Annotated in this window: 23 protein-coding genes; all 23 read right to left on the minus strand. The window is 39.2% G+C overall.

Features of this window, described 5'->3' with window-relative positions; translation table 11 throughout:
- Positions 1-179: 179 nt before the first annotated feature.
- The gene (locus BM377_RS01195; RefSeq protein WP_092242471.1) at positions 180-3,236 is read right to left on the minus strand and encodes a hypothetical protein; all 3,057 of its coding nucleotides are present in this window, start codon (positions 3,234-3,236) and stop codon (positions 180-182) included.
- A 25-nt stretch (positions 3,237-3,261) separates the two neighbouring features.
- Positions 3,262-3,825 carry a hypothetical protein gene (locus BM377_RS01200; protein WP_177223758.1) on the minus strand — a complete coding sequence of 188 codons (564 nt, stop codon included), beginning with the start codon at positions 3,823-3,825 and terminating at the stop codon, positions 3,262-3,264.
- Positions 3,776-4,282, minus strand: coding sequence for a hypothetical protein (locus BM377_RS01205; protein ID WP_092242477.1), 507 nt, complete (start codon positions 4,280-4,282; stop codon positions 3,776-3,778). The genes BM377_RS01200 and BM377_RS01205 overlap by 50 nt, the downstream gene beginning before the upstream one ends.
- A gap of 31 nt (positions 4,283-4,313) precedes the next feature.
- On the minus strand, positions 4,314-6,230 hold the full coding sequence (locus BM377_RS01210; RefSeq protein ID WP_092242479.1) for a glycosyltransferase family 2 protein: 1,917 nt from the start codon (positions 6,228-6,230) through the stop codon (positions 4,314-4,316).
- 69 nt (positions 6,231-6,299) lie between these two features.
- Complete coding sequence (gene iscB / locus BM377_RS01215) at positions 6,300-7,565, minus strand: RNA-guided endonuclease IscB (protein WP_092242484.1); 1,266 nt, start codon at positions 7,563-7,565, stop codon at positions 6,300-6,302.
- 283 nt (positions 7,566-7,848) lie between these two features.
- Positions 7,849-8,286 carry a RusA family crossover junction endodeoxyribonuclease gene (locus BM377_RS01220; protein ID WP_092242492.1) on the minus strand — a complete coding sequence of 146 codons (438 nt, stop codon included), beginning with the start codon at positions 8,284-8,286 and terminating at the stop codon, positions 7,849-7,851.
- A 332-nt stretch (positions 8,287-8,618) separates the two neighbouring features.
- Complete coding sequence (locus BM377_RS01230; RefSeq protein ID WP_092242499.1) at positions 8,619-9,119, minus strand: hypothetical protein; 501 nt, start codon at positions 9,117-9,119, stop codon at positions 8,619-8,621.
- A gap of 570 nt (positions 9,120-9,689) precedes the next feature.
- On the minus strand, positions 9,690-10,448 hold the full coding sequence (locus BM377_RS01240; RefSeq protein WP_092242505.1) for a hypothetical protein: 759 nt from the start codon (positions 10,446-10,448) through the stop codon (positions 9,690-9,692).
- Between the two features lie 39 nt (positions 10,449-10,487).
- The gene (locus tag BM377_RS01245; protein ID WP_092242508.1) at positions 10,488-11,273 is read right to left on the minus strand and encodes a hypothetical protein; all 786 of its coding nucleotides are present in this window, start codon (positions 11,271-11,273) and stop codon (positions 10,488-10,490) included.
- On the minus strand, positions 11,263-11,814 hold the full coding sequence (locus BM377_RS01250; protein ID WP_092242511.1) for a hypothetical protein: 552 nt from the start codon (positions 11,812-11,814) through the stop codon (positions 11,263-11,265). The genes BM377_RS01245 and BM377_RS01250 overlap by 11 nt, the downstream gene beginning before the upstream one ends.
- A gap of 13 nt (positions 11,815-11,827) precedes the next feature.
- A complete protein-coding gene (locus tag BM377_RS01255; RefSeq protein WP_092242515.1) occupies positions 11,828-12,997 on the minus strand; it encodes a hypothetical protein in 1,170 nt (389 codons plus the stop codon).
- 2 nt (positions 12,998-12,999) lie between these two features.
- Positions 13,000-13,332 carry a hypothetical protein gene (locus BM377_RS01260; protein WP_092242522.1) on the minus strand — a complete coding sequence of 111 codons (333 nt, stop codon included), beginning with the start codon at positions 13,330-13,332 and terminating at the stop codon, positions 13,000-13,002.
- A 1-nt stretch (position 13,333) separates the two neighbouring features.
- Entirely contained in the window at positions 13,334-13,792 is a 459-nt protein-coding gene (locus BM377_RS01265; RefSeq protein ID WP_092242525.1) for a hypothetical protein, read from the minus strand.
- A 15-nt stretch (positions 13,793-13,807) separates the two neighbouring features.
- The gene (locus tag BM377_RS01270) at positions 13,808-14,422 is read right to left on the minus strand and encodes a hypothetical protein (RefSeq protein ID WP_092242529.1); all 615 of its coding nucleotides are present in this window, start codon (positions 14,420-14,422) and stop codon (positions 13,808-13,810) included.
- Positions 14,423-14,454: 32 nt separating this feature from the next.
- Positions 14,455-15,603: a hypothetical protein gene (locus tag BM377_RS01275; RefSeq protein WP_092242532.1), complete on the minus strand. Its 1,149-nt coding sequence runs from the start codon at positions 15,601-15,603 to the stop codon at positions 14,455-14,457.
- 21 nt (positions 15,604-15,624) lie between these two features.
- The gene (locus tag BM377_RS01280; protein WP_092242535.1) at positions 15,625-16,113 is read right to left on the minus strand and encodes a hypothetical protein; all 489 of its coding nucleotides are present in this window, start codon (positions 16,111-16,113) and stop codon (positions 15,625-15,627) included.
- A 109-nt stretch (positions 16,114-16,222) separates the two neighbouring features.
- Entirely contained in the window at positions 16,223-17,827 is a 1,605-nt protein-coding gene (locus BM377_RS01285; RefSeq protein ID WP_092242538.1) for a hypothetical protein, read from the minus strand.
- Positions 17,828-17,973: 146 nt separating this feature from the next.
- Positions 17,974-18,360: a hypothetical protein gene (locus BM377_RS01290; protein ID WP_092242541.1), complete on the minus strand. Its 387-nt coding sequence runs from the start codon at positions 18,358-18,360 to the stop codon at positions 17,974-17,976.
- Between the two features lie 11 nt (positions 18,361-18,371).
- Positions 18,372-19,946 carry a hypothetical protein gene (locus BM377_RS01295; RefSeq protein ID WP_092242544.1) on the minus strand — a complete coding sequence of 525 codons (1,575 nt, stop codon included), beginning with the start codon at positions 19,944-19,946 and terminating at the stop codon, positions 18,372-18,374.
- A gap of 12 nt (positions 19,947-19,958) precedes the next feature.
- Positions 19,959-21,404 carry a hypothetical protein gene (locus BM377_RS01300; protein ID WP_092242547.1) on the minus strand — a complete coding sequence of 482 codons (1,446 nt, stop codon included), beginning with the start codon at positions 21,402-21,404 and terminating at the stop codon, positions 19,959-19,961.
- A gap of 562 nt (positions 21,405-21,966) precedes the next feature.
- Positions 21,967-23,031, minus strand: coding sequence for a hypothetical protein (locus tag BM377_RS01310; RefSeq protein ID WP_092242553.1), 1,065 nt, complete (start codon positions 23,029-23,031; stop codon positions 21,967-21,969).
- A gap of 49 nt (positions 23,032-23,080) precedes the next feature.
- Complete coding sequence (locus BM377_RS01315; protein ID WP_092242556.1) at positions 23,081-23,371, minus strand: HU family DNA-binding protein; 291 nt, start codon at positions 23,369-23,371, stop codon at positions 23,081-23,083.
- Positions 23,372-23,492: 121 nt separating this feature from the next.
- Positions 23,493-24,146 carry a hypothetical protein gene (locus BM377_RS01320; protein ID WP_092242559.1) on the minus strand — a complete coding sequence of 218 codons (654 nt, stop codon included), beginning with the start codon at positions 24,144-24,146 and terminating at the stop codon, positions 23,493-23,495.
- Positions 24,147-24,174: the final 28 nt, after the last annotated feature.

The following is a 24,174-nucleotide window of genomic DNA, read 5'->3' on the forward strand; positions in this document are numbered from 1 at the left end:
AACATCTCAATTACAGTTAATTCACCATACACATTGCCAGTTAAATCTTTTATTTTTGACAATTTAAAACCTCCTTTCGTCTTGAAAGGAGGAATACAAATAATCGTTATACATTTACCCTCGGGGTTGTCCTCTTCAGGAGTTTCCCCGATTAGAGAGGATTTTCTTATTGCGTATCGCTACACAAAGAGACCTAGTTTGTTAAGCCTCGCCCAATCAGCAGTAATGTTGATGACATGAGTTATACTAGATCCTAGTTCCTTTGCAGTCTTTGCGGATACTTCAAAGTTCTGGACTAATCTTTCCGTTGATGCGTCAGATACTTTACGAAGTTCAGTAAGAGCAGAGTCAATCTGCGTTACAGTAGTTACAATCTCACGAGCATAACGCATCATGTCTTGCAAACTAAAATACGTTGCTAAGAACTGAGCATTAGCGGATTTTAACTGCTTTGTAAAAGATCTAAAGAAACTGTTTCCTGTCTGATGAAGGCTTCTTACTTTAGCTTCCACATTGTTGGCTTCAGCAGCCAACTCGTCTAGCCTTACTTTTGATATCTGTTCTCCCGTATCAATAATCTTTTGGAGCTCAATATGGACTGCATTAAGGGCCTCTTTCGACTCCTTACCCATTGCGGTATTATTGTCCATGAACGCCATTATATTATTGTTTAACGAAGTAATATCTTTGATATCCGCAGGAATAAATTCACTTTGCCTCGACTGATTACTAACAACATTTAATTCAGATTCAAGGTCTCTTAATGTCGTCAAAAATGCTACAACCTGTTGCCTGACATTATCAATGTTAGAGTCTTTAAAATCTATCTGAGGGGCAGCTGACAACTGTTTTAAATTATCAACCAAGTTGTCTACATTAGTAGAAAGTTCAGGCATAAGAGGCTTTGATTGAACACTCTCGGCATCTGCAATAAATCGTTTTAGTGTCTTTTGAGCAGAAGCTATTACGGACTCCCAGTCTTTCTTTTGGGCTTTCAAACGCTCCGTATCAAATACTTCTGCATGGAATTCCTCTGGCAAATTTTCATCAGAACCAACCCACCCGGCATTTCTAATTTCTAAAAGGACTTTGCTGTATTCTTCTAGAGCGTCGATTTGGTTCTGCCAAGCAGAAGTGTCAGCTCCAGCCTTTGCATTAAGGTACATGTCCTTTGTCAGGCGCGTAATAGCCTTGTCATTGCGTTGAATCTGTTTTTCTAATTCAACATAGTTTTCTTTTGTACTTTCAAGGACATAATAATCGCCGTTCTTGTCATACCCACTTTTAGTGGTTCGCGTTCTAAAATGATCAATATAGTCAGTAGAGGTGACAGAGCCATTGGCATTATGAGTTTCACTTTTATAAACCCGTTCGGAAGCTTCTTGAAGCTGTTGTGCTATTTTCTTAGCGTTCCACTCACGCTGTTTCTGAGCATCTTCAGCCTTTCTAGCCGCTTCTTCTTCAGCTTTTGCTTCTTCTTCAGCAGCTTTAGCGCTTGCCTTTGTAGCTTCGGTCTTCTTTTTCTTTGACTCTGTTGCCTTATTATCCTTGGTTGATGTTTCTTCGGCAGCCTCGCCCGCTTTTTTCTCAGATGAAGTTAATCCATCGGTAGCGTCTGTGGCTTCTTTCACAGCCTCTGGCAGTTTCATTCCCAGAGTTTCAACCAAATACTTAAGACCACCTTCGACACCATCCGAAAGAAGAACTTTCTCAAACTTATCAAAATCTCCATAGGTAACAAGGTTGCCACCCATAGACTTTGCGCTTGAAGATATAAGTCCCGTGAGACTTTGCGAATGCGCAAAAGCATCTGCAGCCTCTTCCGCGTTTTTAATTCTCAATGCAACTTCGGTGAATAACTCAGCATGAGCCTTACCAAATAATTTTTCAGCATCAACCGATTTGTCCAGCGCATATGTATAAGCCGCAATTCTATCGATGAGATTGTTTATATATTGTTCGTTAAAGGTTCCTTTTGTATTAGCATCGTCATAATCCGATAGCAATCGCTTTAGACTTGCCTGCGTGGTATGAAGTTGACCATTTTTTCTTCTGGCGTCACCGCCATACACTAAGCCCGGAAGGGCATCGTCTCCATAAGGAACAATGCTTCGATTCCCCTTTTTGCTTTTTTGAGTTAATTCATAATACTCGCGGACCCACTCAACAAGTTTTCTGTATTCTTTTTGAGCCTCAGTAAGATTAGGGATTTCAACAAATTGATTTGAATAAAAGTTCTTCTGCGCATCCGATGCTTGGTTAATCTCTTTTGCCAACTCTTGCCAATACTCTATGGCAATTCCAAGCATAGCTTTTTGATCAACCTTTCCATTTGGAGTGGACATAAAGTCTGTTAACTCTGACCTTTGGTTTTCTGGCAGGAAGTCATAAATATCAGAAAGGAATTTTTTAAAGTCAACAAGTGCAGCACGAGCATCATCCATTTTTCTAGGGGTTTGTTCGAGATAATAATTCAGCTGATGGAAAGCCGTTGCAAAATCTATTGCTTCACTTGAAGAAAGTTCTTTGTTCCCTACAGAAACTTTCGCCCATATTCTATCAAGAGTCTCAACAAGCTTATTAGCCTCACGCTCGCCTTCGTCACTATTGAAAATGTTTTTTGCAATGCTATCACCCTCAACAGTATCTTTTATTTTCTTTACAGACTGAGTTACTGCGTCACCGGCCTTTTCTGCTTCGTTAGAAATATTTTTAAAGAAAGTTCCGGGAGCAAGATTCTCTATCTGTTGCATGATAGCAAATGCTTCTTTGAAGTTATCAACGTCGTAAAGCCAACCTGTAGAAGGGTTGTTTGCTTTCATATACTTTGAAGTAATACTTTTTATCTTTTTATCTACAACATCAGGTTTGCCACCGAGCGCAGAGAAAGCATTTGCGTATCTTGCAACGTCAGCCATAGCTTGTTTTGCTTGTTTTTCTGATCCGTTCTTTATCTTTGATTGATAATTCTCATAAGCTTTTGCAAGATTTTTCTGGGCTGTTTCTGCATCAGTAAAATACTTTTGAAGCGTATTAGATTTCTTTATATTGTTAAGGTTTTTAAAAAGTGCCTCAATTTCCTGATTGGCGGTGTGAACCTCGGCACTGTTTGCCTTTATGTTTAAAGGCTTTTCGGCAGCTCTCTGAGTCTCACTTATGGTATTTCGGATATCAGACAAAAGGTCTTTTATCTCATCTAAATTAAGGCTCGTACCCTTGCTGTGTTTTTCAGACATCTGTTCTCACCACCTTTCTATAAGTTTATAGATGTCTTTTCAAGTAGTCTGTAATATCGTCTAATTGTTTTTGCATCTCATAAAGATTTTGTTCTATACTCGCGTCCATTTCTTCAACCATTCGATCTCTGGGGGATTCAGTTCTTTCAGCAACTCTTCCCCATTTTACATACGCTGGACCCCCATTGCCCGGAGGAGGATCCCTATAATAAAGAGTTTGGCTATCGACGGGGCTCCACTGATAGCTAGATTTAGGAGCTCCACCATGCCAACCTTTTATGAATGCTATATCATAAATATATTCATTAGAGACACGATGAGACGCAGTTAAAAAACTTTCACTGAATTCATACGTTAAAACATGATCTTTAGACATAGTGACTCTAAAGACATCCTTCAAACTACCTTTTCTATGATATAGATGAGGCTCATATGAACTATAAAAATCAGATATGATTTGTCTTCCTATATCATTAAGGTCGTCAACAAACTTTTTATCATATTTAGTTTGGAGCTTATCAATGTTGGTCATCGTTTTATCAATCAGTTTTATTTTCTGTTCCAACATATTGCTGATTCTTTTGTTCATATATTTTACCCATCTGATCCAAAACAATGCTTAAAGCATCTAACTTAGTTTCAAGGAACGAAGCAAAGTCTCTCTCGTTGCTATAAATATCCTCAACCTTCATTTTTAATACGGTTTCAAGTCTCTTATACTCATCTCCTAAACAGGAAGAAATAAAGTACATCACATTATACTGTTCTAATAAATCGAAACCATTCATTCTTTCGGCACCTTTGCCTAAGTCTAAATCTGTATACTTATCAATAACCGAACATACAAAGAGCATATATCTCATTGACGAATCAATAGAGAACACCTCTTTCCCTTGAACAGTCTTGTGAGTTGTCGTAGTTGCAATTTTATTGCATATAGAAACTTTTGTGGTATACGGGATATAACTTGTGGTTATGTGTTTTTTTACGCAAGCATCCTTGTTTTGAGACTTATTAAATTCATCAATAAATTCTTTTACGTTCATCGTTTATTTATCCTTTCATTCCGTTTGCCGGTCAAAGTGCAGACTCGGCTATTTCAATTAACTTAACTCGTTTCTTCTTTTGTGTTGCCAAGATTTCTCTTACTCTACTTTCCGGGAGAGTAGTTAGTCCTTTCCTAAAGAGCGTTCCAGTATACTTATCCTTGAATTCCCTTACAACATTCACGGATAAATAATTCTCAATAGGAACCGGTTCTCTTTTGGGCGCAGGAGCCCCCAACATTTTCTTCCACTGATTAACAATAGCTTTATTATCATATTTGAAATCAAACTTGGGGATATTAAGGATCTTCTCGACGTCAAACTTCATATCAAAAGGCACAACATATCCATTCACGCCATCAACAAAACCTTCCTCAAACAACGATGCAAAGGGCGTTGCGAGAATTGGGGTATTAAGATTGAGGGCCTCAAGTATGCTCATTGAATACGCCTCTTCATCACTCAACTGAACAAGGTAATCGGCCTTCTTGATAAATGTCTGAATGTTTGCTCTTGCACTCATATTGATAAAGTTTGCAGGAGGATCCGGCAATCCCTTATCAGAAAAATTCAGCCACACAAACGGAATTCCTTTTTCGTTAAGCATTCGCGCAAGAGTTCTTATTCTGTGGTCATTCTTTCCTTTATCACTTACACCCATGCGAGTGGCAGACACTAGTAAAAGCTCCTTTGCTTCGGGGTAGGAGAGGTTGTGGATGACCGTTCCATTCTCTGCAATCTTTCCCCATGAATCTTTTGAAGCTTTAGATACATTTACAAGATAATCAGTGTTCTCTGGATGGAGCATTATCACTTTCTGCCTACAAGCATGACATACCTGAATTGATTTCTTATAAGTCACGTTCGGAGGAATCTTATCTGTAAGCCTATTAAGGATAATAGTGTCACACACGATAGACCTTTGGAGATCGTTCTTCATCACACGAGCAACCTTTCTGAGACGGTCACACTGCATTGGATCAAATCTGTCGTACAACACAAGAATGTCATAGTGTTCTTTTAAGTGCTGGCAAGTATTGTAAAGGAACGTAGATATTCCACCAATCATATTGGCAAATTCACAATACAATACAACTTGCGCTCTAACAGGAACCTCTATTTTAGTAAACCTACTATACGGTTCACCTTTTAAATAATGTCCCCAAATACTTATAGGCTTTGATATTTGGCAATACCTCCGCAATTCTGGCAAATCATTTTGTTCCGTAAGAAGCCACACCTCATTGGTTTCGTCCTCTTTTTTTATAGCATCAATAAGCCAATTCATATTTGAAGTAACGTGCTTATAGTAATACACAACACGTTTAGTCTTCATCAGGCCCTTCTTGAACCGTTTTATTTTTGAGCCCGTCACAGCGGTGCGATAGTAATACATATAATCATAAATGACGGCCCGAGAAAATCTATTCGTTTTATCTAAATATCCTATTTTTCTTGAAAAGTCCTCATCTTCAGTAGAATCTTTCTTTTCGTTAAAACGAATATCGCCAATAAACGATCTCTTGAACGCCCTTGTACATACCGAAGGATTTGATAAGTGGTCTGTTGGATTGTTTAATTTATGGTTGTGTTGAACTCCTTCAGTAGAAGACAGGGATTTCCAAGAAAACTCTATGACATCTGGCAGAGTCTTGGCAGCCTCCAAAATTTTCTTCACATAATAATCGGGGACAAGATCATCTGCGTCTACGAAAGAGACGTATTCACCCATGGCGTTATCCAATCCAACATTTCGTGCAGTAGAGCACCCACCGTTTTCCTTACGGAATACCTTACACCATTTGTATTTGGTCTTAAAAGGCTTTTCACTTCCGTCGTCTACAAGCAAACATTCTATTTCATCTGTCATCTGAGGAGCGAGAACATCTAACAGCTCGTCAGTATATTCTTTTGCGTTATAGTATGGGATTATAATTGATAGTTTCATTAATAATTACCTTGGCAAGCAAAGCGTGGAAACCCACTACCTTTAGGTGGTGGGAGGAACGCTGTTTAGCTATGCCACTACCTTTCTCTCTATTAAAAAACCTTTTGTCATCTCAACTAATCTAAGTTTTTTGCAACTAATACTTCCTTTATTAACCTTTTCTCCATCAAGGGTTCGTATATCAAAGAAACCGCTTGTACGTCTACCAAATACAAAATAATTTTTCCCGTGATACTGAACCTTATCAAACAGTCTATAACCTTTTACAATATACTCAGCTTGATTTAGTTTCCTATTACCACCTTTTAGAATTGACATTTTGTGTATCTGTCTATTATGGCAACGTACTTTCTTTTGATAATAAACTACTGTCTTGTTCCAAGGATGAATTGCTTCGGGATAATCACTTATACATCTCGCATCAATGTAATGCTCCTTTGGTAAGTTACGTGATATACGTGTGTTCTTTGTTATATACCCATAAGTCATATGGACATTCGGATATATCTCCTTAAGTCTGTTATAGAAATTCCACCGCATAACATCCATAAAACTAGCATCTTTAAAACTTGTTCCACGCTTTATTGTTTTAGGAAGTTTGATATTTCCTTGGTGGTACTGCGAATGACAATACTCACACAAAGTTATAAGGTTATTTGGTGCATTACCGCCAGTCTTACGACTTTCAATATGATGTACATTTAATACTTTGTCTTTTGATTTACCTTTACAACATTGGCAAGTATGATTATCTCGCCATAATACATATTCCCTTACATTCCAAAAATCTAATTGTTCTCCTTGCTGATACTCAATTCCTTGTATATCGGGATTCTTTATTTTCTGAATATCAAATTGTGCTGTTTCAACTGTTATCTTTGTTATTGGAAGTATCTTATGTACATTGGCTATTACTGTAAGGTGTGCGTCAATCTTTTCTCTGATACTAGGTGCAAGCCATCCTTCACCTTTGCGTCTGTTATTAAATCTTGCCTTGCGATATCTTGTTTTTCGGTTACGTCTTGCTCTACGATTTTCCCTACGAGTAGATAACAGCTCCACGATGTCATTCCTAAGAGTTACATCGGCTTCGTAAAGAACTATTGCTCCGGTATTTTCTCCTTTGGTAGTAGCAGAAATACCAATATGTTTACTTCCTGCATCCACTCCCAGTGAAATAGGTTGTACTTCGTTATCACATGGATATAAGAGTTGTATTGTAAACGGACAACGCTTTACTACTTTAGCCTTACCATTTTTCAGAAGCACACGCACTTTAGCATAGTTACTTGTAGGCATTATAGGTTGTCCGTCTTGATTTGATACATATACCATTTCGTGTACTCCTTTCACATATTTTAATTACTCACTCCGAAGAGTGGTTAGTATACCATCGCCAATGTTAATAAGAGGTTTTGTATACTTATATCACTATCCCTACCACATAGGATTGTTTAAATATAAGCCGTAGTGTTTGGAACTTGGTATTACATCCCAAAGTACCTATATATTCTCTCTTAACGTAGTCCTCGTAGGACTTAGGCTAGTCAACTTGTGGCTTTTGCAGGCCACGTACCTTTAGGTGCGTGGTAATTGACATTCTTTTTTCCTTTTGTTCTTATTTTTCTATGCTTGTTATAGTTATTTCTGTACGAGGCATGTCCTTGTCATACCCGGTACATAGCTCCAAAGATACAAGATGTTCACCATCATCATCTACAATAAATCCAGCCTCAGTCATTCCATCTAAAATAAATTTCGGAACCGTATTGTCGGGATCTATTCTTCTTTTTGTCGGCATATATGTTTTGAAAGTCATCCTAAAAGTAGTGAGCTTCAAGTCTGACAAATTATTTTCTGATATAACCCACTCAATGAAGTCTTTCCATTTCTGTTTAAGATCATTCATCTGAGGTCGTTTCATTACAAACCATGTGTTAATAGAGGGATGATATGGATGTTCGATAGGTTTCTTACGAGCCTTCGTATGCACTTTAAAATATTCTTCCGCATATCTATCAACATCAGACTGCGTGATTACAATCTTATATTCCATTTATCCCTCCCTCATTAAATACAAAAGCGGCCCATATCAGACCGCTTTATATTACTTCAACTTATATTGTCTATACATTTCGTATAATTCTTTCGTGTCTTGTTTCAAGAAAATCATTACAAGATTCTCATCACTTACATACATATCTATAGGATATGCACCATGTTTTATGAACAAAAACTGTTCATACCTGTCTACGATCCTTACAACCTCTCTTGAATGATAGAACTTTGTTTGGAACGCAGGTTTTACCAGCTCATTCATTTTGTTGTCCTTTCAGTCCATAAAAAAAAGAGGAAACAACCATTTGTCTCTACGGATGTTTCCTCTTTTTAAAATCCTATATCCGTATTACGTTTTCTATATTTCTTTTTACCGCTACGGGTTTTTCTCGAAGAACTCTGAGTTTCAACAACCGGTTCTATCTTTTCGGGTTCATCATTTTTTAAATATTCAACCTTTGGCTCTTCAGCCTTGGGTTCATCAATTGTAGGCTCGACATTATAAATATGAGGAGCTGAAGGATCTACTTTTTCAACAACCGTCTTTACAGTTTCAGCTGTAGGAGTTGGCTTAAAGACTTTATCTAACGTAGCAACGATGCCACTATTAAATGTTGAATAGTCTTTAATGTTGTTTTCTTTAAGGACCTTCTTTACTTGTTCGGCTGTAGCTCTGCCAACATTGTAAGCAGCGACTATATTAAATACTGCAAGACACTCTTTTGTGTCCGTGAGGTTCTTCCATAGTTCATCACTCTTAGACCCACAATGAGGGCAATATTCATATTCCTTGCCACAACACTTACAAATTCTTTTACTCTTTAGTGACATAATTTTTCCTTTCAAAAATAGGAGAGAGCCGTAGCCCTCTCCTTGTTTGCTTATTAAGCACTAACTGTTCCGTTTGAATAAGGGAACTGTGTGTCGTACTCATCTGAATCCTCAGCGAGTGCAACATAGAACAGAAGCTGTTCCTTACCGCAATCTGTTATCTTTAGATGAAGTCGTTACTTTCATCTGTGCATACGCACCACAGGCTTTCGCCATGTGCAGAGACTATATCATCACCCATCACTGGGGCACACCACTTCGATGGCACTTGCCATCTACTCTCCTTAACGGAGATAGTCGTTGAACCTTCCCTTTCGGGCTTGGCTGCTGATTTTCCATTGTTTGAGTGTTTAGGATTTAACCTTGCACTATCCAAGCAATTCTTTCTACTTTCGCAACCTTACCATCTGTGCATACATTATAACATATACTGTTAATTTATGATAGCATACACTCTGTTTTGGTTTGCCTGGCTTTAGGAACTTCCAGCAATTCAATGTGTCATTTTTTCATACCGATTACTCGATACGGGATCTATACTTTGGTTGTTCATCGTTGTACCTCCATTGATTATGCAACCATTTTTGAATCCTTAAATGCTGTTCCAGAGAAGCTCTGAGCACTCTCTGTATCAAGAGTCCAGTCAAAGTCAGGAGACATCTGGAAGCGAGGGAATACGATGTAAAGAGCACGTACTGTCTCGGGATCACAAACGTCAGAGCAAAGTACACGGAATGTAGCTTTGCACTCCTTCGGGAACTCAGATGCATACTGGTTAACTCTAACGGCAGTCTTTCCTGTAGCAACCTGATAATCATACTTGATCTGAATTGTAGCTGTTGCGTTTGTAGGAGCGGTAAGAGTTGTCACTCCGTCAACAGTTGTAAGTACGTATGTATCATCGGCTGCTGCTGCACCTGCAGTGTAAGGAGCATCTGTGTTAGGAAGACCATTGTCATATGTTCCATATACCATCACTGTACCCTCGATAGGTGTCTCGGGAAGAGTAATGGGTGATTCTGATGCGTTAAGCATAAGGATACGAGGAAGAACAACGTTCTCGTTAACAACCTTATCAGAACCTGTCTGAATAGACATGAGGTTGAGCGAAAGAACAGCATTCTCTCCGGTAACCTCAACTGACTTTGATGTGTAGTATCTCTTAATAAGAGCACCCTGAGCATCAGTCTTGTCTTTTGTCTCAGAAGTTGTGTTTACGCCAAAGTTCTGAACCTGATCAAGGCATGCAAGAAGATTGAGATTCTTGTCCTCAAACCAAGCATCATAAACTCTGTCGATTACGAGTTTATCAAGATTTAATGTAGGCATAACCTTCTCCTTTCAAAAATAAAGAAGTAGCCACACGGACTACTTCTTTTTAACTGTTTTTGTTATTAGCTTTTTGCCTTTCGGCTTATACTTCTCCTCGGAATAGGTCCAATCAAAAGCTTTGGAATCTATTCCAGAAGTATCCATGAAACCACTCATACTTCCTTGCATAAGAGCCATTGCTGACTTCTTACCGCATATCTGCGTAAATGATTTCATAAGTTGATATATTGTTATTTCATATACTGTCTTATACGTATATGAAAACTCCTCAGTATTAACCAAAGAGATTAAGATACCATCAAGCATTGATTCTGATTCTTTATTCTTATTCCTTTCCCTCGCTCTGCGATCATCCATAATGAGAAGTTTCGCAGTGGATTTATTGGCGGCCTTCTTTCCCGAATGGTGGAAGTTCACCATTTCCCTTACATAAGCAATGACTTCATGGTATACTGCCTCGTCAAATATGTATCCATCTGATTCTCTATACAAGACATACTCAAGTACGCCATTATTGTCTCTCTTTTGGAGAGTAAATTCTGAGAAATCAAAGTCACCAAATATAAGCTTCGTGGCTTCTTTATCCATTACCTGTACAACAGAAAGAAAATATTGCCAATCAGATACCGTCATAAAATCAATACCCATGTCATCAAGCATTGCCGGCCTATCATATGCAGCGGAGCACATGCTCCAAAAGATTCCGAAGAATTTCTCTTCGTCAAAATCTATAATTTCATTTATGGTCGGTTGCCTTAGGGTTATCTTTTCATTTATGACTATAGGATCTCCTCGGAGAATCTTAGACTTGTTAATTGCCAATCCTCAATCCTCCTTGTTTTCCATAAAGCGAGTTAAGCGTCTGCTGTTCAAAGACTAACGTTCTGCACGCATAGTCAGTGTCAACAACGCTTGGCTTATCGGACATCAACTTAAGTTGAGTTCCAAAGATATTAGATCCTTGAAACATGTCAATAAGCACAGCTGCTATAAGGTCATGCCTTGCTGTACTTGTGTACTTTTCGGTAATGTCCTTCTGATGACAAAGAATATAGAATATTACTTGCTGGTTTTTTATAACTGAGTTATACCTTGAAACCTCTTCAAAAGATGTTTCAAAGCAGATAAAGTTCTTTACCTCGGACTGAGTAGGATTCACCATATAATATGGCAGAATGTTGGTATCAAGGTATTCATCGCTATCTGCGTCAGCCTTTTCAAGTTCTTCGTTATGGAGCAGATAGATTATCTTATTATTGTTAATAAGCATTTCCTTGATAACTTGCTTATACCGGATATCATCTTCATCTGGAATATTTCTGTAGGCACGCAATTCGGCAATCTCTTTTTCAGTTAATTCCATTTAGATCACCTCCTTATAAACCTGTGATGCTGAGTTCTATACTGTCAGATACTGTTCCCGAAGTAAACTTAACAGTAAGTATCTTTCCAATATAGGCATCAGTCCCTATGAATTTGATAGACCGTTCATTCTTTTCAAGTCCATCGGAAACTTCTTCAATAAACAACGATACGTCTGTACCGTCTACATAATAATTCCAATTACCTTCTTTAAATTCCGTAGACTCACCGTTCTTATAAAACGTAACTGATAACCGTTTATAGCCACCATCTATTTTGATGCGCTTATTACCAACAACGGATAACTCACAAGTAACATCCGAATAATCCGGCTGATCTTCTGGGGCAATCCCGTCTACATAATAGTCGGCCCACATACCTATTACATTTCCGTCAGCATCCTTCTCCACATAATCTCTATGAGGATCAAATACATCCTGCGCAAACGTAAGACCACATATGCCTTTATTGGCTATGCGATTAGGCTTTGTTATCACCCACGCTCTTGGCTCAGTTAAAACCTTATTGTCTATAATCATTCTCTGATTATAGAAAAGCTTTTCAGTTTCTCGCGTAAGTGGAAGCAAACATTTCTGTTGGTCTTCCGGGCTCTCTATTTTATAGTCAACCCAGACACCGCTGTTGTAAGAATTTTGACTTCTGAGGACACCAGCCATCTGCATTTTCTTGTTGTCTATAACCCACTGAAAAACATAATCACATCTAAGAAGTTCAAAATCGGAGAACTGAACGTCATTATAATCTGCTTTGCTAACTACAAGCCAACGGTTATAGCGACCTTTACTATCCGGGATATCGACGTACAAACCTATTGGGAAAGTGGCGCCATATCTGTCTTCAAACTTTTCTTTGTAATAAGGGATCACATCTTCAGATTGAGATGGACGAAACTGCAAATGATAGCTGATAGTATCTTTCGCAAGAGTCTGTTTTGTGTGAGCAATGAATTTAATGCTAATTGGAATTTTCTTTTCGTCTTGTTCGGGATGAAGATCATCTAGCTGAGTTATATGATTGTCATGGTCGAAGTCATAGAAATAGGCAACCCGAGTATCTATATCATTATCCCATGTTGCCTCCATAACCATATCGGAATCAGCTTTATGAGTTTGTCCCACGGTAAGACCACCGTGTAGTTTTTTAAATGTTTCAAAAGAAGGCATTCTCACACCTCCTTTATACTCTCAACTTCCTTGCCAGCTGTAAGAATAAGTCTGCGATAGACCTTAAAGTCATACTCATTACCCTTTTGATATTCCTCAAGGGCAGCTTTAAGTCTGCAGCTTATTGACACAACCTCGGTGGGATGATTGAGAAGATCATTAAATCCCGCAAGCATTCGTAAAATATCATCGAATGCTGCAGGGACATTAACGCTTTTATATTGTCCTTGGGTTTCGGGATCCACAACTATGAGCAGAAAAAAGATTTTCTTTTGTATTAAATGCTTGATGTCAGCAACCTGATTTGGAGTAAATTCACCATATTCATATACCATATCACCACTCCACATAGCCATTATAGAATGACCCACGAGTTAATATATAGAACTGCAACTCTTTTTCCATATCAGATTTTAATGCACGGAGCTCTTCAATGTGGGCTGACTGCGAATAAAACTTCTTCGTAGAACCCGTAAACATCTGAGCCATATTAACTTTAGATTGTACCTGTGGGGTAGCCCACTGCACAACCATAGCTTTACCAAGCACTGTTGATACAAAATCTTTATCGGCCGATTCATCTACCGCTTGTTTCATAGAATACGTCAAAGTCTGCACTTCATCGTCTAATGAAATAGAAGAGAAGAGTCTTCTTACGTAAACCCCCGACACAGACTTGTGTAGATATTCAACCATCATTTCATTTACTAAATCTGCTGCCTCTTTTGCCAAGGCAGGATCCGTTATGTTCCCAAGAAAATTTGAAAATATTTCGTCATAAGATAGAGATGACATAATTCACCTCCGTCATTAGTCCTCTGAACCAGAGAACGCATCAAACTGTGTCCCCCAAAGTTCATCTAAAGCCTTAATTTTCTTAATGCTATCAAGATTACCTTCACCAATTGCAGTAGCTGCAAGAGTCTTCATGTTATCCTGCGCACCGGAAGGAAGCTTCTTAATTTCTTCAACCATTTCTTCAACGGGAAGTTCAAGAATCTTTCTAAGGTCTTTAGTAGAAAACTGTTTAGAATAGAATGCATCAAGCTGAGGAGTCTCTGCGATAAAATCAACATCTTCAACAATGAATCGTGGAGTGAAGATGTTAGGGGATCTCATCATAATAAGACCTTTAAGGTCTCTATACTCAATCTCAGCCTCATCGCCATAAGCGGCAAATGTGTACAACATTCCAGACTTAGGTCCATCTACAAACAATGAACCCGGGGTAACACTTCTACAAACAACCCCGTCAGTAGATTTAAAGTCCTTCTTCTTTTCAACCTTTGTGGGTTTCTCAACAATTTCAACCACAGGCTCTTCGACTATCTCAATGTCTTTTGTTGACTGTTCTACTACGGGTTTAGATTTAGTCGTAGTTTTTTTTGTTGTTGTCTTAGTCGTTGTTTTACTACTCTTAGCCATATTTTATTTTCCTTTCATTCACCTTTAAATAATTAAAGTGTCCACTGACCGAAGTATCTTCCAAGAACAGTAGCAACACCAAAGTGTCTCTGTACTTCATATGTCATGATGTCAGATACATAGTCGCCACGGTCTGTCTTCTCGAGAATAAGAGTGTCACCTTCATCGACAAACTTAACGAACTTGCCTGCGTCTCCAACAACAGGGATGATCATAAGCTTTGTAGGATCAAACAACTTATTAGGAAGAGCAGCGCCTGAACCTGTAAGAGGAAGCTTTGAAGCGAATCTGTTAGGAATCTCAACAAGCTTTGTTCCCTCGTACATACCAATGTTTCCTGAGTTCATTACGCTATCCTTCTGAGCGTTTGCGATAAGGTTTCCATTATATGTGATGTCTGCAATAGCAGAAATCTTTGAAAGGCCAGACTTTGTTCCCATGATAACAACTTCAGCGCCATCGTTAGCTGCAGAAACGTTCTCGATGATTGCGTCGAAAGCAGCCTTTGTTGAAGATGAGAGAGTACCTGTGCCTACAAATCCTGTCTGAACAGGAAGAGAAGCTGCTGCAGAAGTTACGTTTGTGTAAACCTCTGTCTGAATCTTTACCATAAATGCCTTTGAAACAGCATCAACAAGAGCTGTCCAATCAATCTGACCAACAATGTATTTGTTGATGTCAGCACCAACTTTTACAACATAAAGAGCTGTAGGAACAGAGATTGTCTGTCCAGCAGGGAGTCTCTGAATAACGTGGTCGTGGTGTGAAACACCAGCCTTTGCTACTGAAAGCACTGCGTCATTCTCAATATAGAAATCCTGTCTGTCGCCATAAGCGATATTTCTCTGATCAACAAGCTCATCAAACCACATGTTGTCAGCAAAGCCCCATGCGATTCTAGCATCAATGGTATCCTCGATAATATCGAACCACTCTCTGCCATGATCACGGAAGCCTCTGCGAACCTGCTTCTTATCATGTACGTTCTCAATTCCAAGAAGCTTAAGAGAGAACTGGTAGATCTTGTCGTTTGCTTCTTTCTTAGAAATAATTCTGTCTGACTCTGCATCGTAGATCTCTTTTCCAAGAGCTACGTCCTGCATGAGATTATTCATAGCCTCGTAATTTGTCTGCATAGCAGCAAATACGCCATTTACATGCTCACTAAATGTTAATTTCATTATATTCTACCTCCTTTCTCATCAACCTGAAATTGCACTAACGATGTACTTCTTTGTAGAAGAATCGAAACTAACTGCAGAACCTGCAGCAATTGTACCTGTGAAAGCGTTCTCTGAAAGTTCGATAACGTCACCAACACAAAGAACACCACCCTGAGCAACCTCACCTGCTGCATTGTAGAAAAGAGACTCATCCTGGAACTCTCTCTCTGAATAAGGGCTGATAGCCGCATTGTAGATAACAAGAACTTCCTCGTCTGCAGGAAGAGCTGTAACCTCTACATACCAATTTCCATTTGCTGCCTGCTCGTTAATTCTTCCAGCGAACTCGTCAGAAGGAGCAGCCTGCTCGTACTGATCAAAGCTTACATAATCGCCACGGCCTGCAAGCATACCATTGTCTGTATCTGCCTGAAGAACGATATTGTAAACATGTGAATACTGTCCCATCATAGAAGCCACCTTACTAGGGAAGCTTACTACATGAGAGCCTTTTGTGATATCAATCATGATATTTCTCCTTTCGATATTTGTGTAATAAAAAAGAGCCTTTAAGGCTCAGTTACAAAGTAATGGTTATTCCATTTACTTATATAGACGGTTTCCTAACCGTAACTATTTACTTTACAAACATTCCACCATATCTGCCAACTTCCTTGACATTCTTAGGAGGGATGCGAACCACTCCAACAGTACTGTTGGTAGAGGTATTTGCAAACTCAGCTTTCTTAGCAGCATTGAGCAAGATTTCATCAGCCTTTGCTTTTGTATCTTCAATGCTAAGGTCAAAATGGTTTTCCTGAATCTTAAGCTTTTCAAACTCATCAGTCGATGATACATACCCATAATCAGGAGAATTAAGAATCTCCATCTTCTTAGGCTCATCTTCATACTTCTGAAGCTTCTCTGAAGCAGCTGCATAATTAGCCTTAAGGTCATCCAATGCCTTCTCTTCGTCGTCAGTGATATAGCGTGCATGAACTGATACACGATCACCAACAAGAGAGTATTTACCGGAACGAACCTTATAAGTCTGCTTGTAAGCTTTGCCAGACCAAAAGTCAACCATAATAACTTCCTTAGAATCAGAATATACGTCTATCTCGTAGTAAGCATTGTCTGATTCTGCGTAAGTGTCATTAACGAGCTGACTAAGAGCATAGAGTTCATCACGTAAACTCTGCTTGAAAGTATAAACCTTCTCACCGAAACTTACAGACATCTCGGCTGTATTGCTTTCCTCTACAGGAGGTTCAGCTTCGGGTTCAGCAGTCTCTTCCGATTCTGTGATAGCTTCAACCTCGGGAGTCTCTTCAAAGTTGTCTTCGGCTACTTCCTCGGCAGGCTCTTCAGCAAGAACTTCCTCACTCAAGGTTTCAACCTCGTCCGCAGGAACTTCCTCAAGGACCTCTTCTACAATAGGTTCCTCAATAGGGGTCTCTTCAAGCTCAAGCTCTAACTGTTCATTACCCATGTCTTCTCCTTTCTGTAGAGCAAAATTCTCTACTGATTTATATTTATCAAGCATCTCTTTGAGAAGCTTAATATCATAATTAGTAAAGCCATTGGAGAAGTCAGCAATATCAAGTCTTGCTCCTTCCATTCCCTCTTCAACAGGATTACCCGTCTCGGGATCCGTGCCTAAACACGTAACACCTACAACCTCAACGTCTTCAAGAACAAGTTCTTTTTCTTTTGCATCGTAAGACATTTCGTTGATTGCAAGTTCGGCAGATACTTTAGTTCCGCCCTTTCTCTCGATAATTTCTGCAGCAGCAGTGTATTCTCTAGGAATAGCACAAATAGCATAAAGATAATTTCTATCTTTTTCTTTGTCATATTCAACCCTTGGTTCATCAGCAGTAAAGCATCCGATAGGGAATTCTTGATACTCTACCTCCCCGTCATCACCGATAGTGAAGTCATGGCTAGTAAAATCCTTAACCCCATCCACCTCGCAGAAGTTTGCGAGAAGAGGTTTATAAGCCAAATTCTTTTTGCATTTGTTCATTGCATCCAGGGTTAAATTAGATCCATTCCTGTTTCTTCCGGTGTGCATTATCTTCACTTCGCCATAAAGAGTATAGTCGTCACTCTCATGTTTGGCGTATGTAGCCGGAACCTTTACTCTCAGAGAATACCCAGACTCAGAGCTGCTAAACCTTGACAGCTTTCCGCTTTCACAGAAAGCTACGAGGTCTTCTAGTGTTAGAATCTTATTCATGCTCTGCTCCTTTCTTTTATACCGAGAGAAGATTAGTGTAAACCATCTTGCATCCCTCGGTAGAGAACGTCAGCTTCCCATCATTCACAAAGGCATATGTTTTCCCTTCTTTTTTTACAAAAGTAAAACCACTTGCCTTTAAAAGATCAGCCGTCTTCTCCTCTTGGGTTAGTATAAATTTCTTCTTCATCCTTTTCGTCCTCTGTACCTCGCGGGTATTTATAATCAATGTATCTTGTGATTACACTTCCACCAATTTTTAAACTGTTCTCAACCGCAGCCTTTATAATGTAACCGCCTATAACTTCCCTAAACGTTGTGTGCGTTTCAGATAGCAACACACTCAGATCTTCCATATTGCCAGAAGTAAAATACTCAACGGCAAACATCACAAGAAGATAGAAATTAACAATTACAAAAATAAAAAATGTAATAGATACGATTACCTTTGAATACTCTTGGAGCCAATTAAGAAAAGCGCCGTGCGTCTTAACTGTTTTGTCATATTCTGCAGGAGCCTTAATATGTTTCATGACAGCCTCCTTTATGAATTACGACTTCGTTCACCGCTTGGGCTTAATTCTTCATCGGGCGTCTCGGGCCTTCCTTCTCCAACTTCTCCTTGAACCCCGGCAGTAGTATAAGAACTCTGCAGAGGATGATTCATAAGAGTATTCAGATGGAGCACATTATTCTCCAAGAATTCCATAGCCAAAGCATCTTTTTCAGAGATTCCCTGCGTTGTTAAATATGCAAGGCGAGTGCTGAAAGAATACTGCGCCGATGTTAGAAGTTCTTCGCCAAGATCCTTCTTGGTATAAACAGACACCTCAAAGTATTTCACTTTGCAAGCTCTGTTTCCCAGATCAAACGAAAGTTGGAAGTTTGTAAATCCTTCAATCTGCGGCAGCAAACTACTGATTGCAAACTCAGTCTCCGCTTTAAGCCATGCGTTAAACATTGCAGTGTTATTAAGATTGTTGGCGTTTATCACAGCACCACCACCGGCCGTTGATAAGATAGTATTCTGAGATTGTTCATACCTATCCACATCTTTGTCGGCAGCAGTATCTGAGAAATTAACTACATCAAGTCCGTCGCCCGGAACCATGGCAGCTGCCACATAATCGGGAAGAGCATTCTGGACCATTTTGCTAAAGTATTCAAATGCAAGGTCCGGGCTTATTTCAAAGTCGTCAGCCATCTTGGCACCAGACAGAACCTTCATTGGAAGAGTAATAAGCTTATATATACTTAGTTCGTCTGCTATAGCCTGATTGTCTGCAATGTCCATAAGAGAAGCAAGCTCTTGGAACAGAGTAGCCATCGGAGGGATTATTAAATTCCAATCCGAGCTTCTAAACTTAAAACAAGCGGCATATTCATCGGGGACTTGAATGTATTTAACATTTGTTCTTTCATACTCTTTCCACATAGAAGCAAGAGGTTCACCAATCCATTCAATAACTTGTTGACCTGCTTGGCTTTTATACTTTGTCATGTCTATTGCAAAAGCAAAATTACCCGTAAAGTATTTACCAACAATCACACAATATGAGGGATCAAGAATATAAAAGAAAGAGCCCGTGTCATCTTTAAAGAATAAAGAATAACACACATCCTCCGTGTAGCACTTTACAGCCACGTCATACCAATTACCTTGGATATTGTATTTCTCAAGGCAATCAAGTGTGTCATTGTAGCTTTTAAGCATCTTCGAAGAGTCACTGTCCTTAGTTAGGTCATACTTTGGTATTACTTGCCTACAGCGCAGATCCCACATAGTTGCATACCATTGTACAAGCCTAAAATATATCTGCGACCTATAATACAAATATCTTGAAACATTGATAAGGTTCGTTTCATTTGAAGCAGGAGCTTGGAGGTAACCTCTAATAGTTTCCCTTGTATAAGCCGTCATACTTTTAGACGAAGTCTTATTGGGGTCTCTGAATTGTTTCATAGCTTTCATAGCAGCATCATAATTCTTCTTTACCCTTTCAGACTCTTCATTACGAAAACGCTCACTTATTGCTTCAACCGTTTGATTAGGTTTTCCTACCGGAGTTGACACTTTTGCTACAGAGGTGCCATTAGCACCTGTTTTTTTTCGAGCCATTCGGCAACCTCCTTATTTTTTTATTTTCCCCTTACGCATATACATAAGGTCTAATATCTGTTTTGCATTACTTTGTTGTGGTTTTAATTGAGTATTCAATATCTGCACCACCGCGTTGTTATAAAGCATAGAAGAGTATCTATCCTTTCTTGTTCCACTGCGTTCCTTCAATCTGACCTTATTATTTACAAGCTCATGATCGAGGTTTATAGCCTCATTTATAAGAAGAGAGGTCTGGACGTATGACATGATTACATCCGTCTGCTCCTTTTCGGAAAGGCTTGAATAAGATGGAATCTTCTTCACAATCTCAGAAGCGTCATGACTATCTACAAGAAGATTTATCTCTCCGTTCTTAAGGCTTGTTCTTAACGCCGTAGCAGCATTAGAATTAAAGTCCGCAGATGCTTTTATACACCAAACGCACTTACGTGCATTTCTTACTTTGCATCTTTCAGCCATTTCTGGGTTATTGCATGCAGCAAGCGCTCCATAGGTTTCTCCGGTGTCAGGGTCATACTGTTCCTTAATAATAAAATCATAGACTCCCAAACCGACTCCGGCGCAGTCCAGAACTAAATCTGTGCAATTATAATGATAAAAATAACGCATAATTATAATGCCTAGCTCATCTGTGGTGAGACCTTCTCGGCTATCTAAGAACACATAATTACTTCGATACCTTTTATCATCAGGAATGGCGACATTGATCTGAATACTTGTTGAGTCGTTATCATGCTTGGTTGATGCCATAAGAGCTACGTCCACCGACATAATACGCCTTTCGTTTGGTGACAGCTCGGGAACATGGATGCCACGTTTTTCGTACATGAAGAGTGGGAGATAAGCATTCTTAATCTTTCTCCTATTATTGAAATCTTCATAAGAAAAGAACGCATCACTGTTCTGCCCGTAGAATAAACACTCCATCTCCATGCTCCATGAAACGGGATCGAAATCTTCCTCAGACATCTCATCCTCAACTTCTTCTCGCATAAGAAGACCGCTCTGTATAGCATGCTGATAAGGAAGGCCACAAATAAAATAACTTCGCTTGTCATCGAGCATGTTCGCAAGGAACGACTGAGCCTTTTTAAAACACCAGTGAGAAGAGTACCATGCGGAACTCATATATATCTCAGTGTTTCTCTCTTGAAGGTGAGAGTATTCAGGCTTGTTTAAGTAGCCCGGAGATCTTGGAGCCGTCAAAAACTTCTTTATGACAGTAGTGATCGTCTTAAGGTCAACCATTCTAAACTCGTCTATGATGATAACGTTCGCTCTGTTATGGCGAGCATTATCATTGGCAGTAACGATATGGATGTAAGAGCCATTCCAAAAATCGCACTTGCCCGTATTAGGGCTATCAGAGATAGCTTGTATCTCATTACATAAATTCTGAGAGCCCCAACCATAATTCTTCATGAAGTCATCCTTTATCTTGCTGATAACTTCCATTGCTTGTCCCTTAGTACCGGATACTACGCATATCTTCGTACCGGGGTATAAGATACATCTAATTACACAATAGAGACTTGTACACCAAGTCTTGCCGGCAATATGTTATCTCAGAGGCTTTTTATCCTCTGATTCTTATAGTTCTTTTCCTATAAGTTCAGCGCACATTTTCACCTACGACTTTACGTTAAGGTGTCGGACACTCTTGGATAGATTATTCTTTTCGTCACTATCTGCGCGTTACGGTGTTATCATGCCTTTTAATTCATGATAGTTACCTCGGTGTTGGCATTTCAGCGTCCACCGATTTTGCCCGATTATAACTATATATTTCTATATAGCAGAGCCATTAGTTAACCCACGACTGGCGAAATACATGAAATGTATCATGTGCATCATCATGTATAGAAGTATCTTTTGAAATATTTTTAATTTAACATTCAAGAACTCTGCAGCAAAACGCTGAGGATTCTCTCGATAGAAGGAGGCCCAATAGCCAACACCTTCCATTATTCGTTCGGATTTTTCTTGTTGTACTTCTGCAAATGTTTTCTTAGCAGCCTTAGCCATCCATATTACCAAATACCCTGTCGAAGATAGATTCACTGTCTTCTTCCTCTTCATATGTCGGAGGTTCAACAGTGTATTTCTTCATATACTTTTCATAGATATTTGCAAAAGCATTTTTCAGTCCGAACATTTTACTTAGATGTCCTTTAAAGAAAACATCTATAAGTAAACCTATTTTATCTACGTCCTTTAGTTCTGGATCGATTTCCGGAAGAGGGCGGTCCTCTTCAAATTTTTGTATAAGAGTTCCAAACGTCTGCGCATCAGTTACATTGTTAGATGCGGACTGTCTGGGGGTTATGTTTGCCGTTTGAAGCCATTGCTGATAAGTAGCATCAAGCTTATCTGTAGAGTCGCCTGCCAACGTAGCCTTATGGATCTCAAGTTTCTTCATAGCCAAGCGCTCAAAGATTTCTTCCTGTGCCTTTGTATTGCATTCATAGCGAGTCATCCATTCTTGATATTCATTCTCAAGGAATTGATATTCCTCATCTGAATAGCCGGCACCAAATCTCTTGCGTCCATTCTTAACGGTGCGCGGGCTAATCTTTGCAACGCCCTCACTATCTTCATCATCAAGATCTTCATCTGTAGCAGTGTAGCTACTATCTTTCCACGTCTTACCTTTGTATTGAGGAAAAGATTTATACTGAGTAACTAACATCTGGAAAGCAGTAGGCCGCTGCCTTTCGCCTGTATCTTCCTCAATCTTTTTTAGACAGTTCTGATATAAACTCTCTATAAAAGGAAGATCAAGTAATTGCAATACTTTCATTGTCTTTTCTCTGTTATCCGTGCGAGTCTTTGTCTTCTTGTCGTAATCTGTCGCCATATCCAACAAGCATTCAGTACAAAAATAAAAACGCCCGGTTGCAAAACGTTGGTCCTGATAAAAAGCCGTAGCTTTTTTCCATTCACCACAACACGGACACAATAGTTTCTCGCCATTAACTACATCAGTGTAATCATCGGCAAGCATGTTATACTCCGTTCGCAATACGCCGATAGGAGTACGGGCCACGGATTTGGGATTGCGTGGCGTGATCATCTTTGCCATATTATTTTCCTTTCATTCTCAAACAAAAAGACACTCTGTATAAAGAGTGTCATCCTGTCCCATTAAGCTTCTGCTTAAATGTAGTCGAAAGCAGTATGCCTATAGTTTTTCTGTTCTTTACCTCTACAATATCCAACGTTTTAGGATTGAGATATTCTCCATCTTTTACCGGCCTTGGTTTTAATGTTATCCCGTAAAAGGGACGAACAGCCTCACCTTCGCGGAAGCTATTCATGAGAATATCTTCTCCAGCCTCAATGACCTTCTGGACATCCTCAACCTCAACATTAGATCGAAGAGATATCTCTCTAATAAATTCCGATCTGTTCATTACTTCCATTTCTTTTTCCTTTTTATCCTTTTTATCCAATTACAGTTACAAAATTCACAGTCGTAGACTTGCAAATTTCCCTATCCCTTATAAGGAACTGAACTGAAATATAAAATAAATATAAACTGGGTCATAAATGGACAGGCTCGGACTCCTTACTCGTCATAGAAAGATACTGCTTTCCGAAATCATTCAAATCCTTTGTGACATATGCAACTGGCGAATCAGGGACAAGATTCACGCGATAACCACTCTTATCAATCATGTGATTGATTTCTATTAAGCCATCGTTATAAAGGGCATGAAGTATCTGAAGTTTTTCTTTATAAGTCACATGGACATTAGCATATTTAAAAATATCTGTTTCCGAACAGTTAATCCACCCAAGAGTAGGAGAGTATATCTTCGCAAGAGCATAGAGGGCGAAGAGGACTTTGCGCTCTTTTCTATACACCGCGCTGTTAATTATCTTCAATTCTTCTTCGGTAAAAGAGATTTCAGATACCTCACGCAGTTCATGAGGGAAAGATCCATCTCTTAAGCGTTTACAATACTGTCTTGTAAAATCAGCAAACCTATATTCCTGATATTCAAGGAGAGACATGTTCATCATTCCGATTACATCAAGGACGTAGCGGATATAAGTATTTAAATCTTCATCCTTGAATTTCTCATAATAATACCTTGCGATATATCTAATAAGCCCTTTCACGCTCATGTTAGAGGGTTTACTACCTTCTCTTAGAATATCCTCAACATACTTCTTCTCGTCAGCTATTATCATCCCAATCCTCCCACTTTGTTACTGTTAA

It is taken from the genome of Butyrivibrio sp. INlla21, assembly GCF_900116875.1.
GTDB lineage: Bacteria > Bacillota > Clostridia > Lachnospirales > Lachnospiraceae > Butyrivibrio.